At 46.2% G+C, this 16,990-nt stretch carries 21 protein-coding genes; 15 read left to right on the forward strand and 6 right to left on the reverse strand.

All coding sequences use genetic code 11. The annotated features are described in order from the left end of the window. Window positions 1-9: 9 nt before the first annotated feature. From MHB63_09675 to MHB63_09700, 6 genes are all read left to right on the forward strand, one after another. Window positions 10-573: a chromate transporter gene (locus MHB63_09675; protein ID MEK3806796.1), complete on the forward strand. Its 564-nt coding sequence runs from the start codon at window positions 10-12 to the stop codon at window positions 571-573. Then, a complete protein-coding gene (locus MHB63_09680; GenBank protein ID MEK3806797.1) occupies window positions 570-1,100 on the forward strand; it encodes a chromate transporter in 531 nt (176 codons plus the stop codon). The genes MHB63_09675 and MHB63_09680 overlap by 4 nt, the downstream gene beginning before the upstream one ends. Before the next feature lie 363 nt (window positions 1,101-1,463). Next, entirely contained in the window at window positions 1,464-2,285 is an 822-nt protein-coding gene (locus MHB63_09685; protein MEK3806798.1) for a PRD domain-containing protein, read from the forward strand. A 186-nt stretch (window positions 2,286-2,471) separates the two neighbouring features. After that, a complete protein-coding gene (locus MHB63_09690; GenBank protein MEK3806799.1) occupies window positions 2,472-3,851 on the forward strand; it encodes a sucrose-specific PTS transporter subunit IIBC in 1,380 nt (459 codons plus the stop codon). Window positions 3,852-3,950: 99 nt separating this feature from the next. Beyond that, window positions 3,951-4,901 carry an aminoimidazole riboside kinase gene (locus tag MHB63_09695; GenBank protein MEK3806800.1) on the forward strand — a complete coding sequence of 317 codons (951 nt, stop codon included), beginning with the start codon at window positions 3,951-3,953 and terminating at the stop codon, window positions 4,899-4,901. 14 nt (window positions 4,902-4,915) lie between these two features. Further along, window positions 4,916-6,349 (forward strand): sucrose-6-phosphate hydrolase, encoded by a 1,434-nt coding sequence (locus MHB63_09700; GenBank protein ID MEK3806801.1) that lies wholly within the window; start codon window positions 4,916-4,918, stop codon window positions 6,347-6,349. Window positions 6,350-6,710: 361 nt separating this feature from the next. Here the strand turns inward: MHB63_09700 and MHB63_09705 are convergent, their stop codons facing one another. The 3 genes from MHB63_09705 to MHB63_09715 all read right to left on the reverse strand — a co-directional run bounded on the left by MHB63_09705 (window position 6,711) and on the right by MHB63_09715 (window position 8,948). Further along, window positions 6,711-7,526, reverse strand: a complete 816-nt coding sequence (locus MHB63_09705; protein MEK3806802.1) for a bifunctional hydroxymethylpyrimidine kinase/phosphomethylpyrimidine kinase — start codon at window positions 7,524-7,526, stop codon at window positions 6,711-6,713. 129 nt (window positions 7,527-7,655) lie between these two features. After that, complete coding sequence (locus MHB63_09710) at window positions 7,656-8,390, reverse strand: L,D-transpeptidase (GenBank protein MEK3806803.1); 735 nt, start codon at window positions 8,388-8,390, stop codon at window positions 7,656-7,658. A 237-nt stretch (window positions 8,391-8,627) separates the two neighbouring features. Next, complete coding sequence (locus MHB63_09715; protein MEK3806804.1) at window positions 8,628-8,948, reverse strand: general stress protein; 321 nt, start codon at window positions 8,946-8,948, stop codon at window positions 8,628-8,630. A 479-nt stretch (window positions 8,949-9,427) separates the two neighbouring features. Here MHB63_09715 and MHB63_09720 point away from each other — a divergent pair, with 479 nt between their 5' ends. From MHB63_09720 to MHB63_09735, 4 genes are all read left to right on the forward strand, one after another. Further along, on the forward strand, window positions 9,428-10,231 hold the full coding sequence (locus MHB63_09720) for a glycosyltransferase family 2 protein (protein MEK3806805.1): 804 nt from the start codon (window positions 9,428-9,430) through the stop codon (window positions 10,229-10,231). 105 nt (window positions 10,232-10,336) lie between these two features. Then, a complete protein-coding gene (locus MHB63_09725; GenBank protein ID MEK3806806.1) occupies window positions 10,337-11,101 on the forward strand; it encodes an SDR family oxidoreductase in 765 nt (254 codons plus the stop codon). A gap of 16 nt (window positions 11,102-11,117) precedes the next feature. Beyond that, on the forward strand, window positions 11,118-11,420 hold the full coding sequence (locus MHB63_09730; protein ID MEK3806807.1) for a metalloregulator ArsR/SmtB family transcription factor: 303 nt from the start codon (window positions 11,118-11,120) through the stop codon (window positions 11,418-11,420). A 15-nt stretch (window positions 11,421-11,435) separates the two neighbouring features. Then, on the forward strand, window positions 11,436-12,107 hold the full coding sequence (locus MHB63_09735; protein ID MEK3806808.1) for a uracil-DNA glycosylase: 672 nt from the start codon (window positions 11,436-11,438) through the stop codon (window positions 12,105-12,107). A gap of 72 nt (window positions 12,108-12,179) precedes the next feature. On the opposite strand, the gene MHB63_09740 is transcribed toward MHB63_09735, so the two are convergent. Next, window positions 12,180-12,527, reverse strand: coding sequence for a general stress protein (locus MHB63_09740; protein MEK3806809.1), 348 nt, complete (start codon window positions 12,525-12,527; stop codon window positions 12,180-12,182). Between the two features lie 136 nt (window positions 12,528-12,663). Here MHB63_09740 and MHB63_09745 point away from each other — a divergent pair, with 136 nt between their 5' ends. The 4 genes from MHB63_09745 (at window position 12,664) to MHB63_09760 (ending at window position 14,341) form a co-directional block, all read left to right on the forward strand. After that, complete coding sequence (locus tag MHB63_09745) at window positions 12,664-12,837, forward strand: uracil-DNA glycosylase (protein MEK3806810.1); 174 nt, start codon at window positions 12,664-12,666, stop codon at window positions 12,835-12,837. Between the two features lie 14 nt (window positions 12,838-12,851). Then, complete coding sequence (locus MHB63_09750; protein MEK3806811.1) at window positions 12,852-13,142, forward strand: YwdI family protein; 291 nt, start codon at window positions 12,852-12,854, stop codon at window positions 13,140-13,142. 98 nt (window positions 13,143-13,240) lie between these two features. Beyond that, a complete protein-coding gene (locus tag MHB63_09755; GenBank protein ID MEK3806812.1) occupies window positions 13,241-13,612 on the forward strand; it encodes a DUF423 domain-containing protein in 372 nt (123 codons plus the stop codon). A 318-nt stretch (window positions 13,613-13,930) separates the two neighbouring features. Continuing rightward, window positions 13,931-14,341, forward strand: a complete 411-nt coding sequence (locus tag MHB63_09760) for a hypothetical protein (protein MEK3806813.1) — start codon at window positions 13,931-13,933, stop codon at window positions 14,339-14,341. Window positions 14,342-14,379: 38 nt separating this feature from the next. Here MHB63_09760 and gerQ read toward each other — a convergent pair whose 3' ends face one another. Together gerQ and hemQ are read right to left on the reverse strand one after the other, a co-directional pair. Continuing rightward, window positions 14,380-14,826 carry a spore coat protein GerQ gene (gerQ, locus tag MHB63_09765; protein MEK3806814.1) on the reverse strand — a complete coding sequence of 149 codons (447 nt, stop codon included), beginning with the start codon at window positions 14,824-14,826 and terminating at the stop codon, window positions 14,380-14,382. A gap of 178 nt (window positions 14,827-15,004) precedes the next feature. Beyond that, the gene (gene hemQ, locus MHB63_09770) at window positions 15,005-15,748 is read right to left on the reverse strand and encodes a hydrogen peroxide-dependent heme synthase (GenBank protein ID MEK3806815.1); all 744 of its coding nucleotides are present in this window, start codon (window positions 15,746-15,748) and stop codon (window positions 15,005-15,007) included. A 251-nt stretch (window positions 15,749-15,999) separates the two neighbouring features. Between hemQ and pta the strand changes: the two genes are divergently transcribed. Then, window positions 16,000-16,971, forward strand: coding sequence for a phosphate acetyltransferase (gene pta / locus MHB63_09775; GenBank protein ID MEK3806816.1), 972 nt, complete (start codon window positions 16,000-16,002; stop codon window positions 16,969-16,971). Window positions 16,972-16,990: the final 19 nt, after the last annotated feature.

Raw genomic sequence — 16,990 nt, forward strand, 5'->3', positions numbered from 1 at the left:
ACACCGCTGATCGTGCAGCGGAATTTGTTTATCGCCTTCTTCAGGTCCGGCATGCTCGGATTTGGCGGCGGACCATCCACAATCCCGCTTGTCCACAAGGAAGTGGTCACGACATTTAAATGGATGGATGACGACGAATTTTCCGATGTTCTGGCCCTCGGAAACACACTTCCCGGGCCGATTGCCACGAAAATGGCCGGTTATATCGGGTACCGTGTCGGAGGGGTGGCCGGCATGCTGAATGCGGTCCTTGCCACGGCCTTGCCGACAGTCGTTCTGATGATTCTGCTGCTTACAACACTGAATGCGTATAAAGATGAAACTTGGGTCAAAGGAATGTCACAGGCCGTTTTGCCGGTTGTAGCTGTGATGCTGCTGACACTTACATGGGACTTTTCAAAAAAATCCTCCCAGTCATACGGTGTGATTAAGACGGTTCTTTTAATGGCCTCAGCATTGGTTCTGATGGAGGTTTTTCATCTTCACCCGGGCATCTTGATCGGTGTCCTCCTATTGTGGGCTGTTCTATATAAACCCCGGCGAAAATCAGATCAAAAGGGGATGCCATCATGATTTATATTCACATCTTTCTTGCCTTCTTCCTGCCCGGCATCCTCGGATACGGCGGGGGACCGGCTTCCATTCCGTTAATTGAAAAAGAAGTGGTCGACCGCTACGAATGGCAATCGGTGAATGAATTCAGTGAAACACTTGCGATTGGGAATGCGCTGCCTGGTCCCATTGCCACCAAAATGGCCGGCCTGATCGGCTATCAGCAGGGAGGATGGCTTGGAGCCGCAGTCGGGCTTTTTGCCACCATTGCCCCTTCGCTGATTCTCATGCTGGTCCTTTTAAACATCTTGATGAAATACAAGGAATCTCCTCAGGTGAAGCGTCTTTCGGCGGTTGTAAGGCCTGTCATCGCTGTGATGCTCGGTGTGATGACGTATCAGTTTTTGGATAACTCCGCGAAAGGATCAGGCATTTGGCACACGCTTTTCCTGTTTATCATCAGTCTGCTGCTTTTGGAGAAATGGAAGGTGCATCCTGCTTATGTAATTGCGGGTGCACTTGTGTACGGAGGGGTGTTCCTGTCATAGGAGCCCCTTTTTTGTGCCTTTTTGGATTTTGAGAGAAGTGCAAAAAGAGCTCTGATTTGCATCAATTTTAAATCATTCACAATAGCAATTTGGGTTATCAACACCCCTGTGAATAAAGTTCGGGACTCTATATATATAGTGGCGAACAGTTGTACCCACACAAAATGCGGATAGAAATTGTGGATATGTTGATAACTTCTGTTGATAACTTGTGTCGAAGTGTGGAAAATCGTGTGAATATCTTATAATTTGACAAAAAATTTAAAAACGTTTACAAGATATTTACACAGAATGATGAAATTTGAGATTTTTCGTCATTTTTGTCATGATAAAGAGACTATTAGCAGGAGAGGGTCGAGTCACGTGAGAATTTATAAAGTTTTGAACAATAATGCTGCTGTCGTCCAGGACGGGGATCAGGAGAAAATTGTCATGGGACCGGGAATAGCTTTTCAAAAGAAGAAAAATGACATCATCCCAAAAAGCAAAGTGGAGAAGATCTTTGTGATGAAGGAAGAAAATGAAAAGTTCCAGCAGCTGCTGCAGATGGTTCCGGAAGAGCATATAGAGCTTGCCGAAGAAATCATCAGCTACGCAGAAGGCCGATTGATGTCCCCGCTTAGCAATCATATCCACATTGCCTTGACGGACCACTTATCGTTTGCTGTCGAACGGATTCAAAACGGCTACACCATCCACAATAAGCTGCTCAGTGAAATTAAAGTGCTCTATAAAAATGAATTTGAAATCGGACAGTGGGCGATTAAACGGGCAGAAGAAAAGCTTGGAATCTCTCTGCCAGAAGATGAGGCAGGCCACATTGCTCTTCACATTCATACAGCGAAACTCGACGCTGCAGACATGAAAGAGACAATCAGGCACACGGCCATTATCCAGGAATCAATCGATATCATTGAGGGTCACTTCAATGTGAGCTTAAGCAAGGATTCCATATCTTATCAGCGCCTGCTGACTCATTTGAGATTTGCTTTAAACCGTCTTGAGCAGAACGAAGATTTCCACGTGATGGACAGGGAGATGCTGCAGATGATTCAGAAAACCTACAGCTTCGCCTATGCTTGTTCTGAGAAAATAGCGGACTACTTGAAAAAGGAATACGGTATGCAGTTTCCAGAATCTGAAATGGGATATATTACTCTCCATATTCAGAGGCTGAGCGAATAGTTTTTTCTTGACCCAAGCGTCATCATCCCCTACAATGAAAGCGTATTACTCAACTTTATATCCGGGATTGTGACTGGTTATGCAGGCAAGACCTAGAATTTGTAAAGAGATCATTGGAGACACTCTGTCTATGATACCTTTATAAGTTTTAGGTCTTTTTCTATTTAAAAAAAGGAGGAGAAAGGTATGAATTACAAAGATACAGCTGACAAATTGGTTCCGCTGCTTGGCGGGAGGGACAATATTATCAGTGCAACACACTGTGCGACACGTCTTCGGCTTGTCCTGCAGGATGACAGCAAGGCGGATAAAGGGGAAATTGAAGAGCTTGAAGGAGTAAAAGGAGCATTTGCAAGCTCCGGACAGTTTCAGATCATCTTTGGAACAGGCAATGTCAACAAGGTGTATGAACAGCTTCAGCCTCATCTCGGAGTTCAGGAAACAGAGAATGTCTCGCATTCCGATGCTGTTAAACAGAAAATGAATCCTTTTGCCCGGTTTGCCAAAACTCTTTCAAATATCTTCGTGCCGATTATTCCGGCGATTGTCGCAAGCGGTCTGTTAATGGGGCTTCTGGGCATGATGAAAGCGTTCGAATGGGTGAGCGCTGACAGTGCCTTCATTGTGCTTCTTGATATGTTCTCGAGTGCAGCCTTTATTATTCTGCCGATCCTGATCGGCGTAAGTGCTTCAAAAGAGTTTGGGGCAAATCCGTACCTCGGGGCCGTAATCGGAGGAATTTTGACTCACCCCGCACTATTAAATCCGTGGGGTCTTGCAGAAGCTAAACCGGAATACTTGAATTTTGCAGGCATGGACATTGCGATGCTCGGGTATCAGGGGACTGTTATTCCTATCCTGCTCGCTGTTTACGTTATGAGCAAAATTGAAAAAGGACTGCGGAAAGTGGTGCCAAACTCAATTGACCTGCTTGTCACGCCGTTCCTTACCATCATATCGACAGGTTTTATCGCACTGATTGCCATCGGTCCGCTTGGACGCGGTTTGGGATCAGGAATTACAACAGCTCTCACATATGTGTATGATACGGCAGGATTCCTTGCCGGACTGATTTTTGGAGGAACGTATTCTCTAATCGTTCTGACAGGCGTTCATCACAGCTTCCATGCTATAGAAGCAGGTTTGCTTGCTGACATCGGCAAAAACTACCTGCTTCCGATCTGGTCAATGGCGAACGTAGCGCAGGGAGGAGCGGGACTTGCCGTTTTCTTCATGACGAAAAGAGCCAAAACAAAAGAAATTGCGCTTCCAGGTGCCTTTTCTTCCTTCCTTGGCATAACAGAACCTGTTATATTCGGGGTAAACCTCCGATACCGCAATCCATTCATCGGCGGAATGATCGGGGGAGCTCTTGGCGGTGCTTATGTCGTTTTCACAAATGTGGCAGCGAATGCTTACGGACTCACAGGCATTCCGATGATTGCCATTGTGGCGCCGTTTGGCACGGCTGCCGTTGTGAACTACCTCATCGGTTTTGCCATTGCGGTTGCAGGTGCCTTTATTGCCACGATGCTACTTGGCATAAAAGAGGAAGAGAAGAAGTAGGATTTTTGGTTTAAAAGAAGAATGAGTAAGGTAAAGAAAATCAGGCAGGGTCCGTAACCTTGCCTGTTTTTCCTTTCAAAACAGAAAGGTATGAGTGCGATGAAAAAAGGAATTATCAGTCTTGGAGAAGCGCTGATTGATTTTATACCGGCCGATTCTGAGAACCTTGTGTATCAGAAAAGCCCTGGAGGTGCCCCGGCAAATGTAGCAGTCGGACTTGCAAGACTCGGTGCGCCTTCCTCTTTCCTCGGCAAAGTCGGGGATGATGTGCTTGGAACTTTTTTGAAGGATACGCTTCGGTCATATGGCGTGAATACAGACCATATGCTGCTGACAAAAGAAGCAAAGACGGGGGCGGTCTTCATCACGCTCGCAGAAGATGGCGAGCGGTCCTTCGACTTTTACATCGATCCGAGCGCAGACCGTTTTTTGCATGAAGAGAATTTGGATGTGTCCCTGTTTGAAGAAAAGAAAATCCTTCATTACGGATCCATTTCTATGATCAGTGAACCCTCAAAAAGTGCGACAGTTAAGGCGGTCGAACTTGCACGGGAGAACGGAATGATTGTTTCCTACGATCCCAATTTGAGGCTCGGTCTTTGGGAAAACGAAGAGACAGCCAAAGAGACGATTTTATCTATGTTCGACAAGGCCGATCTGATTAAAATTTCAGAGGAAGAACTTGAATTTCTGACAGGAGAATCCGACATTGAAAAGGGTGTGGGCAAACTATCTGTTTATAACATTCCGCTGCTGTTTATCACTATGGGAAGCGAAGGCAGCTATGCATTTACAAAGAATGGGGCTGTCAAAATCGACGCGATGAGGGTAAATGCAGTTGACACGACAGGTGCAGGAGACGCATTCGTATCGGGCATCCTTTACCAGCTGCACGAGCTTGAAACGCATCCGGGTGAGCTGGCTGCGGATGAACTGAAGCGAATCGGCCGATTTGCCAGTGTATCGGGCGGCCTTGCTGCATCTGTAAAAGGGGCTATGACCGCTTTGCCGACTCTTGGCGAAGTGGAAGACATTCTGAAAAAGAGATAAGGAGCTGAAGCGATATGACAAAGCGGGACGCTGAACTGAAAGAAGCCGCCTATTTGGAAGCGGAAATGAATAAAGAAGTGGTTGAAAGCGATCCATATCGCCTTAAGCACCACATTATGCCGCCGGTCGGTCTGCTGAATGATCCGAACGGCTTCATTCAGTGGAAGGGTGTCTATCATCTTTTTTATCAGTGGATGCCGTTTAAGACAGGGCATGGTGCTAAATTCTGGGGGCATTACACATCTCAGGATCTTGTGAACTGGAAGCACGAACCGATTGCGCTCGCACCGAGTGAATGGTATGAAAAGAACGGCTGCTATTCAGGCAGTGCAGTGGACGCTTTCGGTAAAATGCATCTCTTTTATACAGGAAATGTAAAGGATGAGAACGGGGAGCGAGAGACCTATCAATGTCTGGCCGTATCTGAGGATGGCCTTCATTTTGAGAAACAAGGTGTTGTAGCTGAGCTTCCGGAAGGCTATACCGCTCATTTCCGCGATCCGAAAGTTTGGGAGCATGATGGAAAGTGGTACATGGTTGTAGGTGCCCAGACAAATGACCTCAAAGGCCGTACAGCCATCTTCTCTTCTGAGGATCTTATGAAGTGGACCTATTTAGGCGACGTGGCGGGTTCTCATACAGAGCAGCTGGGTGAATTCGGCTATATGTGGGAATGCCCGGATCTGTTTCATCTTGACGGCAAAGACATTCTGATCGTCTCGCCTCAGGGCCTTGAGCCGCAGGGAATGCTGTATCAGAATGTCTATCAGTCCGGCTACTTCTCCGGGAAAATGGATTATGAATCATCAAAACTGACGCACGGCGACTTCGCCGAGCTTGACAGAGGCTTTGACTTCTATGCACCGCAAACAACAGAAGACGAGAAAGGCAGACGCCTGCTGTTCGCCTGGATGAGCGTGCCGGATCAAGCGGAAGACAAACATCCAACTATCCCGCATAAGTGGATACACACCATGACATTTCCGAGGAAATTGTCGATGCGTGGAGAGAAACTTGTTCAGCAGCCGGTCGAAGAGCTGGAAGCATTGAGGAAAACAGAAGAGTCAGTGCCTGGCATCAGGCTGCAGGCGGGAGAGAAGCACCAGACGGCTGGAACTGTTTTTGAACTGAAGCTTGAGAACCTGGAAGTCAGATCAGGCCTTTCCGTTTCCATTAAGAACAATGCGATTCTTCACTATTCCAGTGAGGAGAAAATCTTTACGATGACCCGCACAAGTTATGACACGGGGCAGCCTGAATCAAGACAGTGCCGGTTAGAGCACCTATCTAACATTCATGTATTTGTTGACACCTCATCCATTGAAGTCTTTATCAATGACGGAGAAGAAGTGTTCACAGCGAGGTTTTTCCCGGAACCGGATGAAAAAAGCATCGTGGTCTCTGCAGAGGGAGAGGCGGCTTTTGATTTGAAGAAGTGGGAGCTGTGATGAACTCGGGTGACAGGTTTTTGATGGAATTAGAGTCCTGTAATCAGGTGCGGCTGAAATATGGGGCAGCAAAAGGTGAAAATGGTGCCCTATGAAGTGATGCAGCTGAAATATGGGGCAAAAAAAGGTGAAAATGGAACCCTATAAAGTGGTGCGGCTGAAATATGGGGTAGCAAAAAGTGAATATGGTGCCCCATAAAGTGGTAGGGCTGAAATATGGGGCAGCAAAAAGTAAAAATGGAACCCTATAATAAAGCACGGCTGAGATAAAGGGCATTACAAAGTCGGGCTGGCGGCACAGAGGACAGTACAACATCCAAAACAAAATCACCCGGCATCCGCCGGGTGATTTTTTCATAAATTACTTATCTCCATGCAAACGCAATGCAGCATGATTTGTCGGTCCAACGTATTCATTCAGCGGGAAGGAATGGCGGATTGCTGCCGTGATGAACTCTTTTGCTGTGTAGATGGCTTCTTTTACGGAAGCTCCTTTTGCAAGTTCAGCCGCAATCGCTGCAGAGTATGTGCATCCTGCGCCATGCGTGTAAGATGTGTCAATGCGCTCGCCTTCAAGAATCTGAAATTCTTTTCCGTCATAGAGCACGTCCACTGCTTTCTCATGATCCAGTTTGCCGCCGCCTTTTACAAGGACGAATTTTGGGCCCAGGTCAAAAATCTTTACAGCTGCTTCTTTCATTTGTTCAACAGTTGTAATTGTACCAATTCCGCTCATCTGTCCTGCTTCAAATAGATTTGGCGTGACAACTGTCGCAAGCGGAGTGAGAATCTCCCTGAGGGCATCCGCCAGGTCAGGATAAAGCACTTCGTCTGCTCCTTTGCAGACCATAACAGGATCTACTACTACGTTTTGGACATTGTGTTTCTTTATCGTTTCAGCCGCAAGCTTGATAATATCAACTGTAGGGAGCATACCGGTTTTCATTGCATCAACGCCGATGCCTTCCACAATGGTGGCTGCCTGAGCTTTAATTGTCTCAAGCTCCACAGGGAATACCTGGTGATGCCACTCGTTTGCAGGGTCCATCGCGACTACTACGGTCAACGCTGTCATTCCGTAAACCCCGCGCTCCTGAAAGGTTTTCAAATCTGCCTGAATGCCGGCACCGCCGCTGCTGTCTGATCCGGCGAACGTTAAGGCTTTTTTCATTGTCATAAGTATTTGTACCTCCATCCGGGTGATTAAGCGTATCTTCTCTCCTATTATAACAATTTCAAAAAAGGTTAGCCATGATGGAGGAATTCCTGTAAGCCAGTCTGTTTTCTCCACGCAAAAAGCCGGCAATTAAAACCCGCCGGCTTGCGTAGTACATGATACATCCATTTTCACATGAATGTCAGGGAAGTATATGCGGCCCTGCAGCTTGCTTTTGATGCATGAGAGAGGGTCCTCAGGAGCAGGCTCGGGTTTTGGTTCCGGTTTTGGCTTCGGAGCAGGCTTCGGTTTTGGCACAGGTTTTTCAGCCTGCGGTTTTTCATCAACCGCAGGAGGTGAATCTGCAGGCAGGGAATTTGGATAGTTGTTTGCTGCGGCAATTGCTTCAAAGGAGTGAGTGGAGTGCAGAATAATAACAGATGTGCCGGTTTGAACCTGATCAAAGAGATAACGGATTTCTTCATTGTGCATGCGGATGCAGCCTGCACTGGCGTAGGTTCCGATGGAATTTGCGTTGTTATTGCCGTGAATGGCGTAAGTGGTGCCCTCCGTCCCAAGTGCCCTGAGGCCGAGCCATCTGTCGCCTAAAGGATTGCGGCTGTCTCCTCCGGGAATGTTCTCTTTGTAGTAGGGCCGGTTTTTGATCTTATTGACAATTGGAAACGTCCCTTCCGGCGTAAAGGAATTGTCTCTGCCGGTTGCGACATGAAAGACGCGCATGAGCTTTCCATTGTCAAAAAAAGCCAGTTTATTGGTACTTTTGTTGATGATGATAAGCTGCGGAATGCCGTCGGCTTTTGCCGGAAATGAAGCTTGAGAAAACAGGAAGAAAGCCGTGATTAACGCGAACAGCCATTTTTTCATTTCTCTCTAGTCCCCTTTTAAATGAATACAAGAAAAGATTACCAGACTGGATATGAGGAATGTGTAGAATCTTCTTGTCGAATGCTGATAAAGTAAGTCTTTCTTTACCGTTCATTCTATTCGTGAGACGCAGCGGAGCGCATAATTGTTCCGTGAGAAATAAAAAATAGGCGTGCCTCGTATGGACGAGACACGCCTCACATCTATATTGAGTAGGGGGGAATATAGATTGCGTGATTACTGCTGTGCGATAATGACAACTTTGCCTTTATCGAGTTCTTCTTCCATGTGTGCTGCTTCATTTTCCGTCAGGCCAAGTGAGGCCATTTTGGAGCGCAGCTCATCTCCGCGTGAACGGAATACGTTTTTCATAGACGAGAAGACGCCTTGTTCTGAAACGCCTACGCTTTCTGTATCTGTTCCCGATGTAAGATGCTTCGAGCGGTTCGGGTCATGGGCGAAAAGGTAAATATCATCCTTTGTGAACCCTTCAACTTCAAGGTGATTGATTTTTTCGGTGGCTTGTACGCCGTTTTCAACAACGAATGTCTTCATAATCGATCTCTCCTTTTGTGCTGATGATTTATATTTACCCCGTGTCTTCATTTTTAAAACAAGCTTTCTAAAAGGCTTTATTATTGTTGATTGCTATTCGTATACGTTTCTTTCCGCTCCAGTCACTTGCTTTCCGCGGGGAGGCAGTGGAGCCTCCTCAGCTTCGCTTGCGGGGTCTCCACTTCCCTCTTCATCCCTTAGAAAAGCGGAAGCGCCCGTTTTGCTCCGGCAGTCAGATAAGAAATCACCCGAAAAGTCCGGGTCCCGCCTTTTTGGGGGATTTTGTTCTGACAGAGGAGCCTGAGCGCTGCAGCTGGACAAGGAGTCAAGTGCCTTCCGCTGCAATACACTTGGTTTGAACGTGTCCCCTTAAAGCAAAAATTGCAATAAGATGGCCTGCTAAATTCAACTGCCAATAAGCATCCCATGCCCGTTTATGATTTAATGGATAAAAGAACCCAACAGAAATGAGGGATATTCACGTGCGAATATCGATTGTTATTGTGACGTACAACCGGTTATATGCACTGGCGGATTTGCTTGAATCCATTGCAGGCCAGACCCGCATGCCGGAAGAAATTATTATTGTGAATGATGGAGGAGAGTCTGTTGACTCCCTAAAGGAAATTTATCATGAATTGCCTCTCAAGGTCGTTGATCTTGGCGAGAACTGCGGGCATGTTCATGCGAGGAATGCCGGGATTGAGGCGGCTTCAGGTGATGCCATCATGCTCAGTGATGACGATGATTATTTCACTCCCGGGCATATTGAGCGGATGGCCCGGGAACTTTCAGACGGTGCTCAGTTTGTCTATTCAGACGTAGAAATTGTCACGTTTGAAGAAGAGAATCATGTCCGTCTGCCTGTAAGCAGGAGGCTGTTTGCCTATACATATGATCCGGTAGAGATGAGGCGCTTTTCAACCTATGTCCCGTCCGGCAGTCTTTATTTAAAAAGCATCCATAGTGAAATTGGCTATTTCGATCCGGAGGTCCACAATTATTGGGACTGGGATTTTTTCCTGAGAGTGTCTGAAGCATTTTCCGTGAAACGGGTTCCGGCAGCAAGTGTTATCTATGCTTTTTCTGCAGGCGGCAGCCATCAGTCTTTTTCCCTTAATGAAAAAAGACAGTCATTTCTTGAAGTCCTTTGTGAAAAACACGGGCTTGGAAAGCTTCCGCAAAAAAACTTCTTTGTGCTCCTCGAAGAGCCTGAGCTGAAAAAGAGAGAGGCCGAAAGCCGGATTGTCTGGGACGGCAGGCCGATTCGGTCAAGACTGGTTTAACTCCTGCGATGCGGGAGTTTTTTTCTTTATGTTTGACATTATTGTACGCTCAATATATTATATGTTTAAACATTTAAACAAACAAACAGAAGGAGACCTTAATAAATGAAAACAGTATTGATTACAGGAGCATCAGACGGCATCGGGAAAGAACTTGCTTATAAATATGCGCAGGATGGATACCGCTTAGTCCTGGCTGCGCGCAGCGAGGGGAAATTGCAGAAGCTTGCAGAAGAACTTAAGCCTGCACCTGTCATCGTTAAAAGAAAAGATTTAAGCGATATGAGTCAAGTCCGAGAACTGTACGAAGAACTGAAGGCAGAAAGTGTACAGATAGATGTTCTCGTCAACAACGCAGGATTCGGCCTCTACGGAGAATTTGTCCGCACATCTGCTGAAGAAGAACTCAATATGATTGACCTTAATATTAAATCCATTACGCTGCTTGCCAAACTGTTCGCACCTGATATGGCCGCCAGAGGTTCCGGCCATATACTCAATGTTGCATCAACAGCTGCCTTTCAGCCGGGTCCGCTTATGGCTGTGTATTACGCCACAAAAGCATATGTGTTATCATTTAGTGAAGCCATAGAAAATGAACTTAAAGGGACAGGGATCAGCGTTTCCGTACTTTGCCCCGGACCGACTAAAACCGGTTTCAGCGACCGTGCCAACCTGGGCCAGTCCAAGCTTTTTAAAAGCGGGGTCATGGATGTCAAAGAGGTGGCGGACGCGGCTTATAAAGGGCTGCAAAAGAAGCAAACCGTTATTATCCCTGGACTAAAAAATAAAATACTCGCAGCAGCCGTACGGTTTATGCCCCGCAAAACGGTAACAGGGGTTGTGAGAAAAACACAGGAACGTGCGTAAGAAAGGTGTGAAGTGAATGGGAGATCAGGCAATTGATACATTTCGATCTTGCATCCCATTATTCCATGCTCTCGGAGATCCGGCGAGACAGGATATTATTTTATTACTGGCAGAAACAGAGCGGCTGACCGTCAACGAAATTGCGGAGCAGTCCAGACTTTCAAGACCGGCTATTTCTCATCATCTGAAAATCTTAAAAGATCAGGGACTGGTTGTCACTGAACAGCAGGGAACAAAGCGCTTCTATTCTTTAACACTTGAAGATTCAGTTTCCATGCTGAAAAAACTGATCTCGTTAGTAGAAGAAACCTGCATGTGATTGGGGGAAACACAATTGAAACAGCTTCTTCATGACGGCTGGTGGCAGTGGCTTAAACCCGAATTCGAAAAATCCTATTATGCAAAACTAAGAAAATTCCTGAAAGAGGAATACGCTTCTGAAACTGTCTATCCTCCCATGAATGATATCTTTCATGCACTGGATGCAACATCCTACGAGAATGTGAAAGCCGTTATCCTCGGTCAGGACCCTTACCACGGGCCGAACCAGGCACACGGGCTGAGTTTTTCTGTGCAAAAAGGAGTGAAGCAGCCTCCTTCACTGCGCAACATTTTTCTTGAACTGAAAGATGACCTCGGTTACGAGCCTCCGGATCACGGCTGCCTTGAAAAATGGGCAGAACAAGGTGTGCTCCTTTTGAATACAGTCCTCACCGTGCGGAAAGGGCAGGCTGCCTCGCATAAAGGTCAGGGGTGGGAGACTTTCACCGACCGGATCATTGAGCTTTTGAACGAACGGGAACAGCCGGTTGTCTTTATTCTATGGGGAAAGCATGCAACGGCCAAAAAAGAGCTGATTGATGAAAACAGGCATGTCATCATTGAGTCGCCTCACCCAAGTCCTTTTTCTGCACGCAGAGGGTTCTTCGGAAGCAAACCTTTTTCGAAGACAAATGAAGCACTGCGGAAAATGGGAAGAGAAGAAATTGACTGGGAAATCAAATAAGCGCCTTGCCCGCCGAAGCATAAAAAACTGAAAAGAAAAGGAGGTGCCTCTGCACCTCCTTTTTGTCAGCCATTAAATTCCGCCGGTTACGCGGTCATGATTTGTCACCATCAGCAGAATTTTACCCTCATCAAGCTTTTCTTCATATCGCTCAGCTTCATCCTTGCTGAATCCGATTTCTTCAAGCTTTGTGCGGAGCTCGTCTCCTTTTTTGCTGAAAATGTTGCCGACTGCGCTGCCAAGGCCCATTTCAGAAAGACCGATTGTGTTGGCGTCCGCACTGCCTGCTACACGGTTGGTGCGCTCGTCATCGTGTGAAAGAATATAAATGTCCTGTTTATCAATACCCTGATTTTTCAGCTCAGTTACATCCTGCTTCAACATTTCATCATTTGTGTATTCTTTAACTGTCGGTTTCATATTCAATCACTCTCCTGTTTAGTAATACTGGTTATTTATCACCCGGGCACGAGATGTAAACCTCTTTTTTGCAGGCGGTGTGCAAAAACACCTGCTATAATAGGGAGCAAGGAATAAGAAAAAGGCAGGATATCAGATGAACGTTCAGCAGATCAACTGTTTAAAATGTGCACATTACTACGTGACCTGGGATAGACAATTTCCAAATGGATGCAGGGCTTTCGGCTTTAAATCAGCTGCAAGGCCATCTGCTGAGGTGAAAAAATCTTCAGGTGAAAACTGCTTAAAATATACGCTTAAAAAATCATAATGGAGGAAAGAAGAATGGATATTCATATTTCAAAGCTGCTCGCAAAAATGGAAAGAGAGGTCCGCATGGCAATGAATGAATCAAGCGAGTCAGAGGTAAGAGAGCGTCTGCTTGCTGTTAAGACTCTGTGCGACCTTGTCCTTGAAGAGAGAAGCGGGGAGTCTCACGAACCGGGCAAACCGAAACTGCAGGCATCACAGCCTTTAGAAGTGGATGCTCTTCAGCTGCAGAAAATGATGGGCGCCTCCTCCTTGAATAAGAAAAAAGAAGAGGAAGACAGCGGCGACTCCCTTTTCGATTTCTAATTATCCGTTGACGAATACGCTTCCTGCCTTTGCATTGCAGGTGCGTTAAGGTAAGATGAAAGCAGAGCTTAGATTTCAAAACCGGGGAGAAGATAATTGTGAAACTATTTTTAATTCTTGCTGCAGCAAATGCGTTTCTTTCAGTGGCACTCGGTGCATTCGGCGCACACGGACTTGAAGGGAAAATTCCTGAAAGATACTTGAACATCTGGGAAAAAGCCGTCACCTATCAAATGTTCCACGCAGGCGGCCTGTTCGTCATCGCGTTTCTCATGGACAAGCTTCCGCAGGCAGGCATGCTGAACTGGGCGGGGTGGCTGATGTTTATCGGCATTCTGCTGTTTTCAGGAAGCCTGTACGTTCTGGCAGTTACGCAAATCAGTGTCCTTGGAGCCATCACTCCGCTTGGCGGACTTTCCTTCCTTATTGCCTGGGTAATGATCATCATTGCAGCCGTGAAGTTCCTATAATTAGTGTTAAAGAGCTCCGCCTGAGGCGGGGCTCTTTTCATTGTTAAGGTAATTATAAAAAATAAAAGGCTGTTGATAAGATAACAAAGATATCATCGTCCAGCTCCAGCGCCTAGATCCTCTGTCAGAACAAATCCGTCAAAAAAGTCAAAAACGGACTTTTCTGCCGGATTCTTATCTGCCTATCGGATCTGACCAAGGCGCTTGCGCTTTTGTACTGAGGCCGGCCTAATCAGCAGGAAGAGTTCTGTCCGCCTTTTTGCTACCCTTAAAATTCTGCTGCATGGTAAAATAATGAAAAAGGAAGGCGGGAGAAAAGTGAAGAAAATACTGACGATTATTGCGGGTATCATGATCATTGGAGGGCTTGCCGGAGGGTTAAGCTCCATATCAACTATCTATAAAATGCTGACAGAAGAGAATCAGCAGTATTACGAGCCCTACGGCCTTTTTTATATTCAGATGCTTCCCGGCCTGTCTATTTTTGTTTACCTGATGATCGGCGGCAGCCTGCTTCTAGCCGTATCGGCTTTTTTAAAGCGATATGAGGACAGGACAAGCATCATGGAGAGCTATGTCCATACACTTGTGAAAGAAGAGCCCAAACCAGTGCAGAGTACGCTTTCACAGGCAGAACAGGAAACAATTGCCCTTTTTAAGCAGGAAAAGCAAAAGGACGTATCGCTTGACGATACGGGTGAAGACGATCGCTATTATTGGAAAGGCTAAAAAAGAGCATACACGGTATATGCTCCAAAGATCAGACCTTATCTAGGCGAATAGGACGCCATGTCGTATGGATAATAATAGGCGATCTCTTCATCAAACGTAATGTAATCAAGGTAAATGGTCAAAAGCAGGTACCTTTTGGACGTTTTCGGATCACTCAGAATGATATGATCGCGGCCGGCTGCTTCAATCACGCCTTTAAAGATTTTTGAGTTCCACTCTTTGCTGTTTTCAAATGTCATGTAAATCGTCGCAACTTTACCGCGGTTAAGCCTAAGAATGTTTTCCACATATGATTCTTCAAGCGGCAGCATCCCGCCCTGTGCCTGAGTCGGGGTCTGCTGCTGCCCGCCCTGCATACCCTGCTGTCCGCCGCCCTGCTGCTGTCCAAATTGCTGCTGCTGTCCAAACTGCGGCTGCTGCTGACGGTAATCATATCCATAAGGATTGAAGCCTGCTCCAAACTGATTGAAACCTGAATTCATAATAACCCTCCTTAATCAGTAAGAAATGAATAAACACCAGAATCATTTGCCCCGGGTGGCGCAAAGAAGCAGTGTGACCGGATGAAAGATCAATCTCACTCATTTATAGGTATGAACGGAGAATAAGCGTTATGACACAAAAAAAGCCCCTGCCTGATCCGGCAAGAGCTTGTGACCGTTAAATATGGAAGTAGCTGTACAATTTATCTTCAGGCAGAATATTTCCGACAAAGAATGTGCCAAACTCGCCGTAGCGCGCGCTCACTTCATCGAATCTCATCTCATATACAAGCTTTTTGAATTGAAGCACATCATCTGAAAAAAGCGTTACGCCCCATTCAAAATCATCAAATCCGACAGATCCTGTAATGATCTGCTTTACTTTGCCGGCATACTGGCGGCCAATCATGCCGTGGCTGCGCATCAGGCTTTTTCGTTCTTCCATCGGAAGCATGTACCAGTTGTCTTCGCCGTTTCGGCGCTTATCCATCGGATAGAAGCAGACGTGCTTCGCTTCAGGAAGGGAAGGATACAGACGGGCAAGAACCTGCGGATTCTGATATGGATCTTCTCCTGCAGGAAGATAGTTGCTGAGTTCCACCACTGACACGTAAGAGAAGGTTGGAAGGGTGTAATCAGCAAGCTTTGATTTATTAAACTCTGTTTCAATGACATTCAGTTCTTCCATCGTAGGGCGCAGAATCATCAGCATAAAGTCGGCTTTTTGTCCGACGATCGAGTACAGTGCCTGACTTCCCTGCTTCTGCTCATCTGCAAGTCCCCATTTTTCAAGCAAACCCTGAAACTCATAAATGGCTGACTGGCGTTCATCGCTGCTTGCCGTCTTCCAGAGCGCCCAGTTCATTGCGCGGAAATCATGCAGGCAATACCAGCCGTCAAGTGTTTGTGCAGCTTCACTCATGTACGTTCACTCCGTTTCATCATACTTATTTACGCTATTTACTATACCACAGTTTGTCCATCGAATAATGAAATCAGACTCTGCTGCACATATTAAATAGGGATGTTTAAGTGTAAAGTTGTTTGTCTATTTAGAAAATAAAGAATTTGTCTTGTAAGCGCTGCATTGGTCCGGGCTTGTTTGAATTTGCCTGAAAGTGGAGTATCCTTGTCTGTAGAGTGTTTGTTTTTAACAAATTAGGAGGTTTTGGAATGTCTGATTTATTTAGTCTTTTAAAAGAAAAAGTATCAGGAAAAGAGCTGAAACTTGTTTTCCCTGAAGGTACGGATGAGCGTATTCTTACAGCTGCAAACCGTCTTGCCGGAGAAGGCATTCTGGTCCCGATTCTTGTCGGAAGCAAAGATGAGATCACGAAAAAAGCGAATGAACTGAATCTTACGCTTGAAGGTGTTGAGATCTATGACCCTCAAACGTTTGAAGGCATGAATGAGCTTGTGGCATCTTTTGTAGAGCGCCGCAAAGGAAAAGCGACAGAAGAACAGGCTCAAAAGATTCTTTTGGATGAAAACTACTTCGGCACAATGCTTGTTTACACAGGACAGGCACACGGCCTTGTAAGCGGAGCGGCTCATTCAACAGCAGATACTGTTCGCCCGGCTCTTCAGATTATTAAAACAAAAGAAGGCATTAAAAAAACATCAGGCGTGTTCATCATGGTGCGCGGCGATGAGAAATATGTCTTTGCAGACTGCGCAATCAACATTTCTCCAGACAGCCAGGATCTTGCTGAAATTGCCATCGAAAGCGCAAAAACAGCTGACATGTTCAACATCGAGCCGAGAGTGGCGATGCTCAGCTTTTCAACAAAAGGCTCAGCTAAATCACCGGAAACAGAGCGTGTAGCGGAAGCTGTGAAAATTGCGAAAGAAATGGACCCGACTCTTGTGCTTGACGGCGAATTCCAATTTGACGCTGCGTTCGTACCGTCCGTAGCAGCTTCTAAAGCTCCGGATTCTGTACTGAAAGGCGACGCTAACGTATTTGTTTTCCCAAGCCTTGAAGCAGGCAACATCGGCTACAAAATTGCTCAGCGTCTGGGCAACTTTGAAGCAGTAGGCCCAATCCTTCAGGGACTGAATGCACCGGTTAACGACTTGTCACGCGGATGCAACGCAGAAGATGTATACAAACTTGCATTGATTACTGCCGGACAGGCAATCTAATCGTAGGAGAAGAGACAGC

It is taken from the genome of Bacillus sp. FSL H8-0547 (assembly GCA_038002745.1).
GTDB lineage: Bacteria > Bacillota > Bacilli > Bacillales > Bacillaceae > Bacillus_P.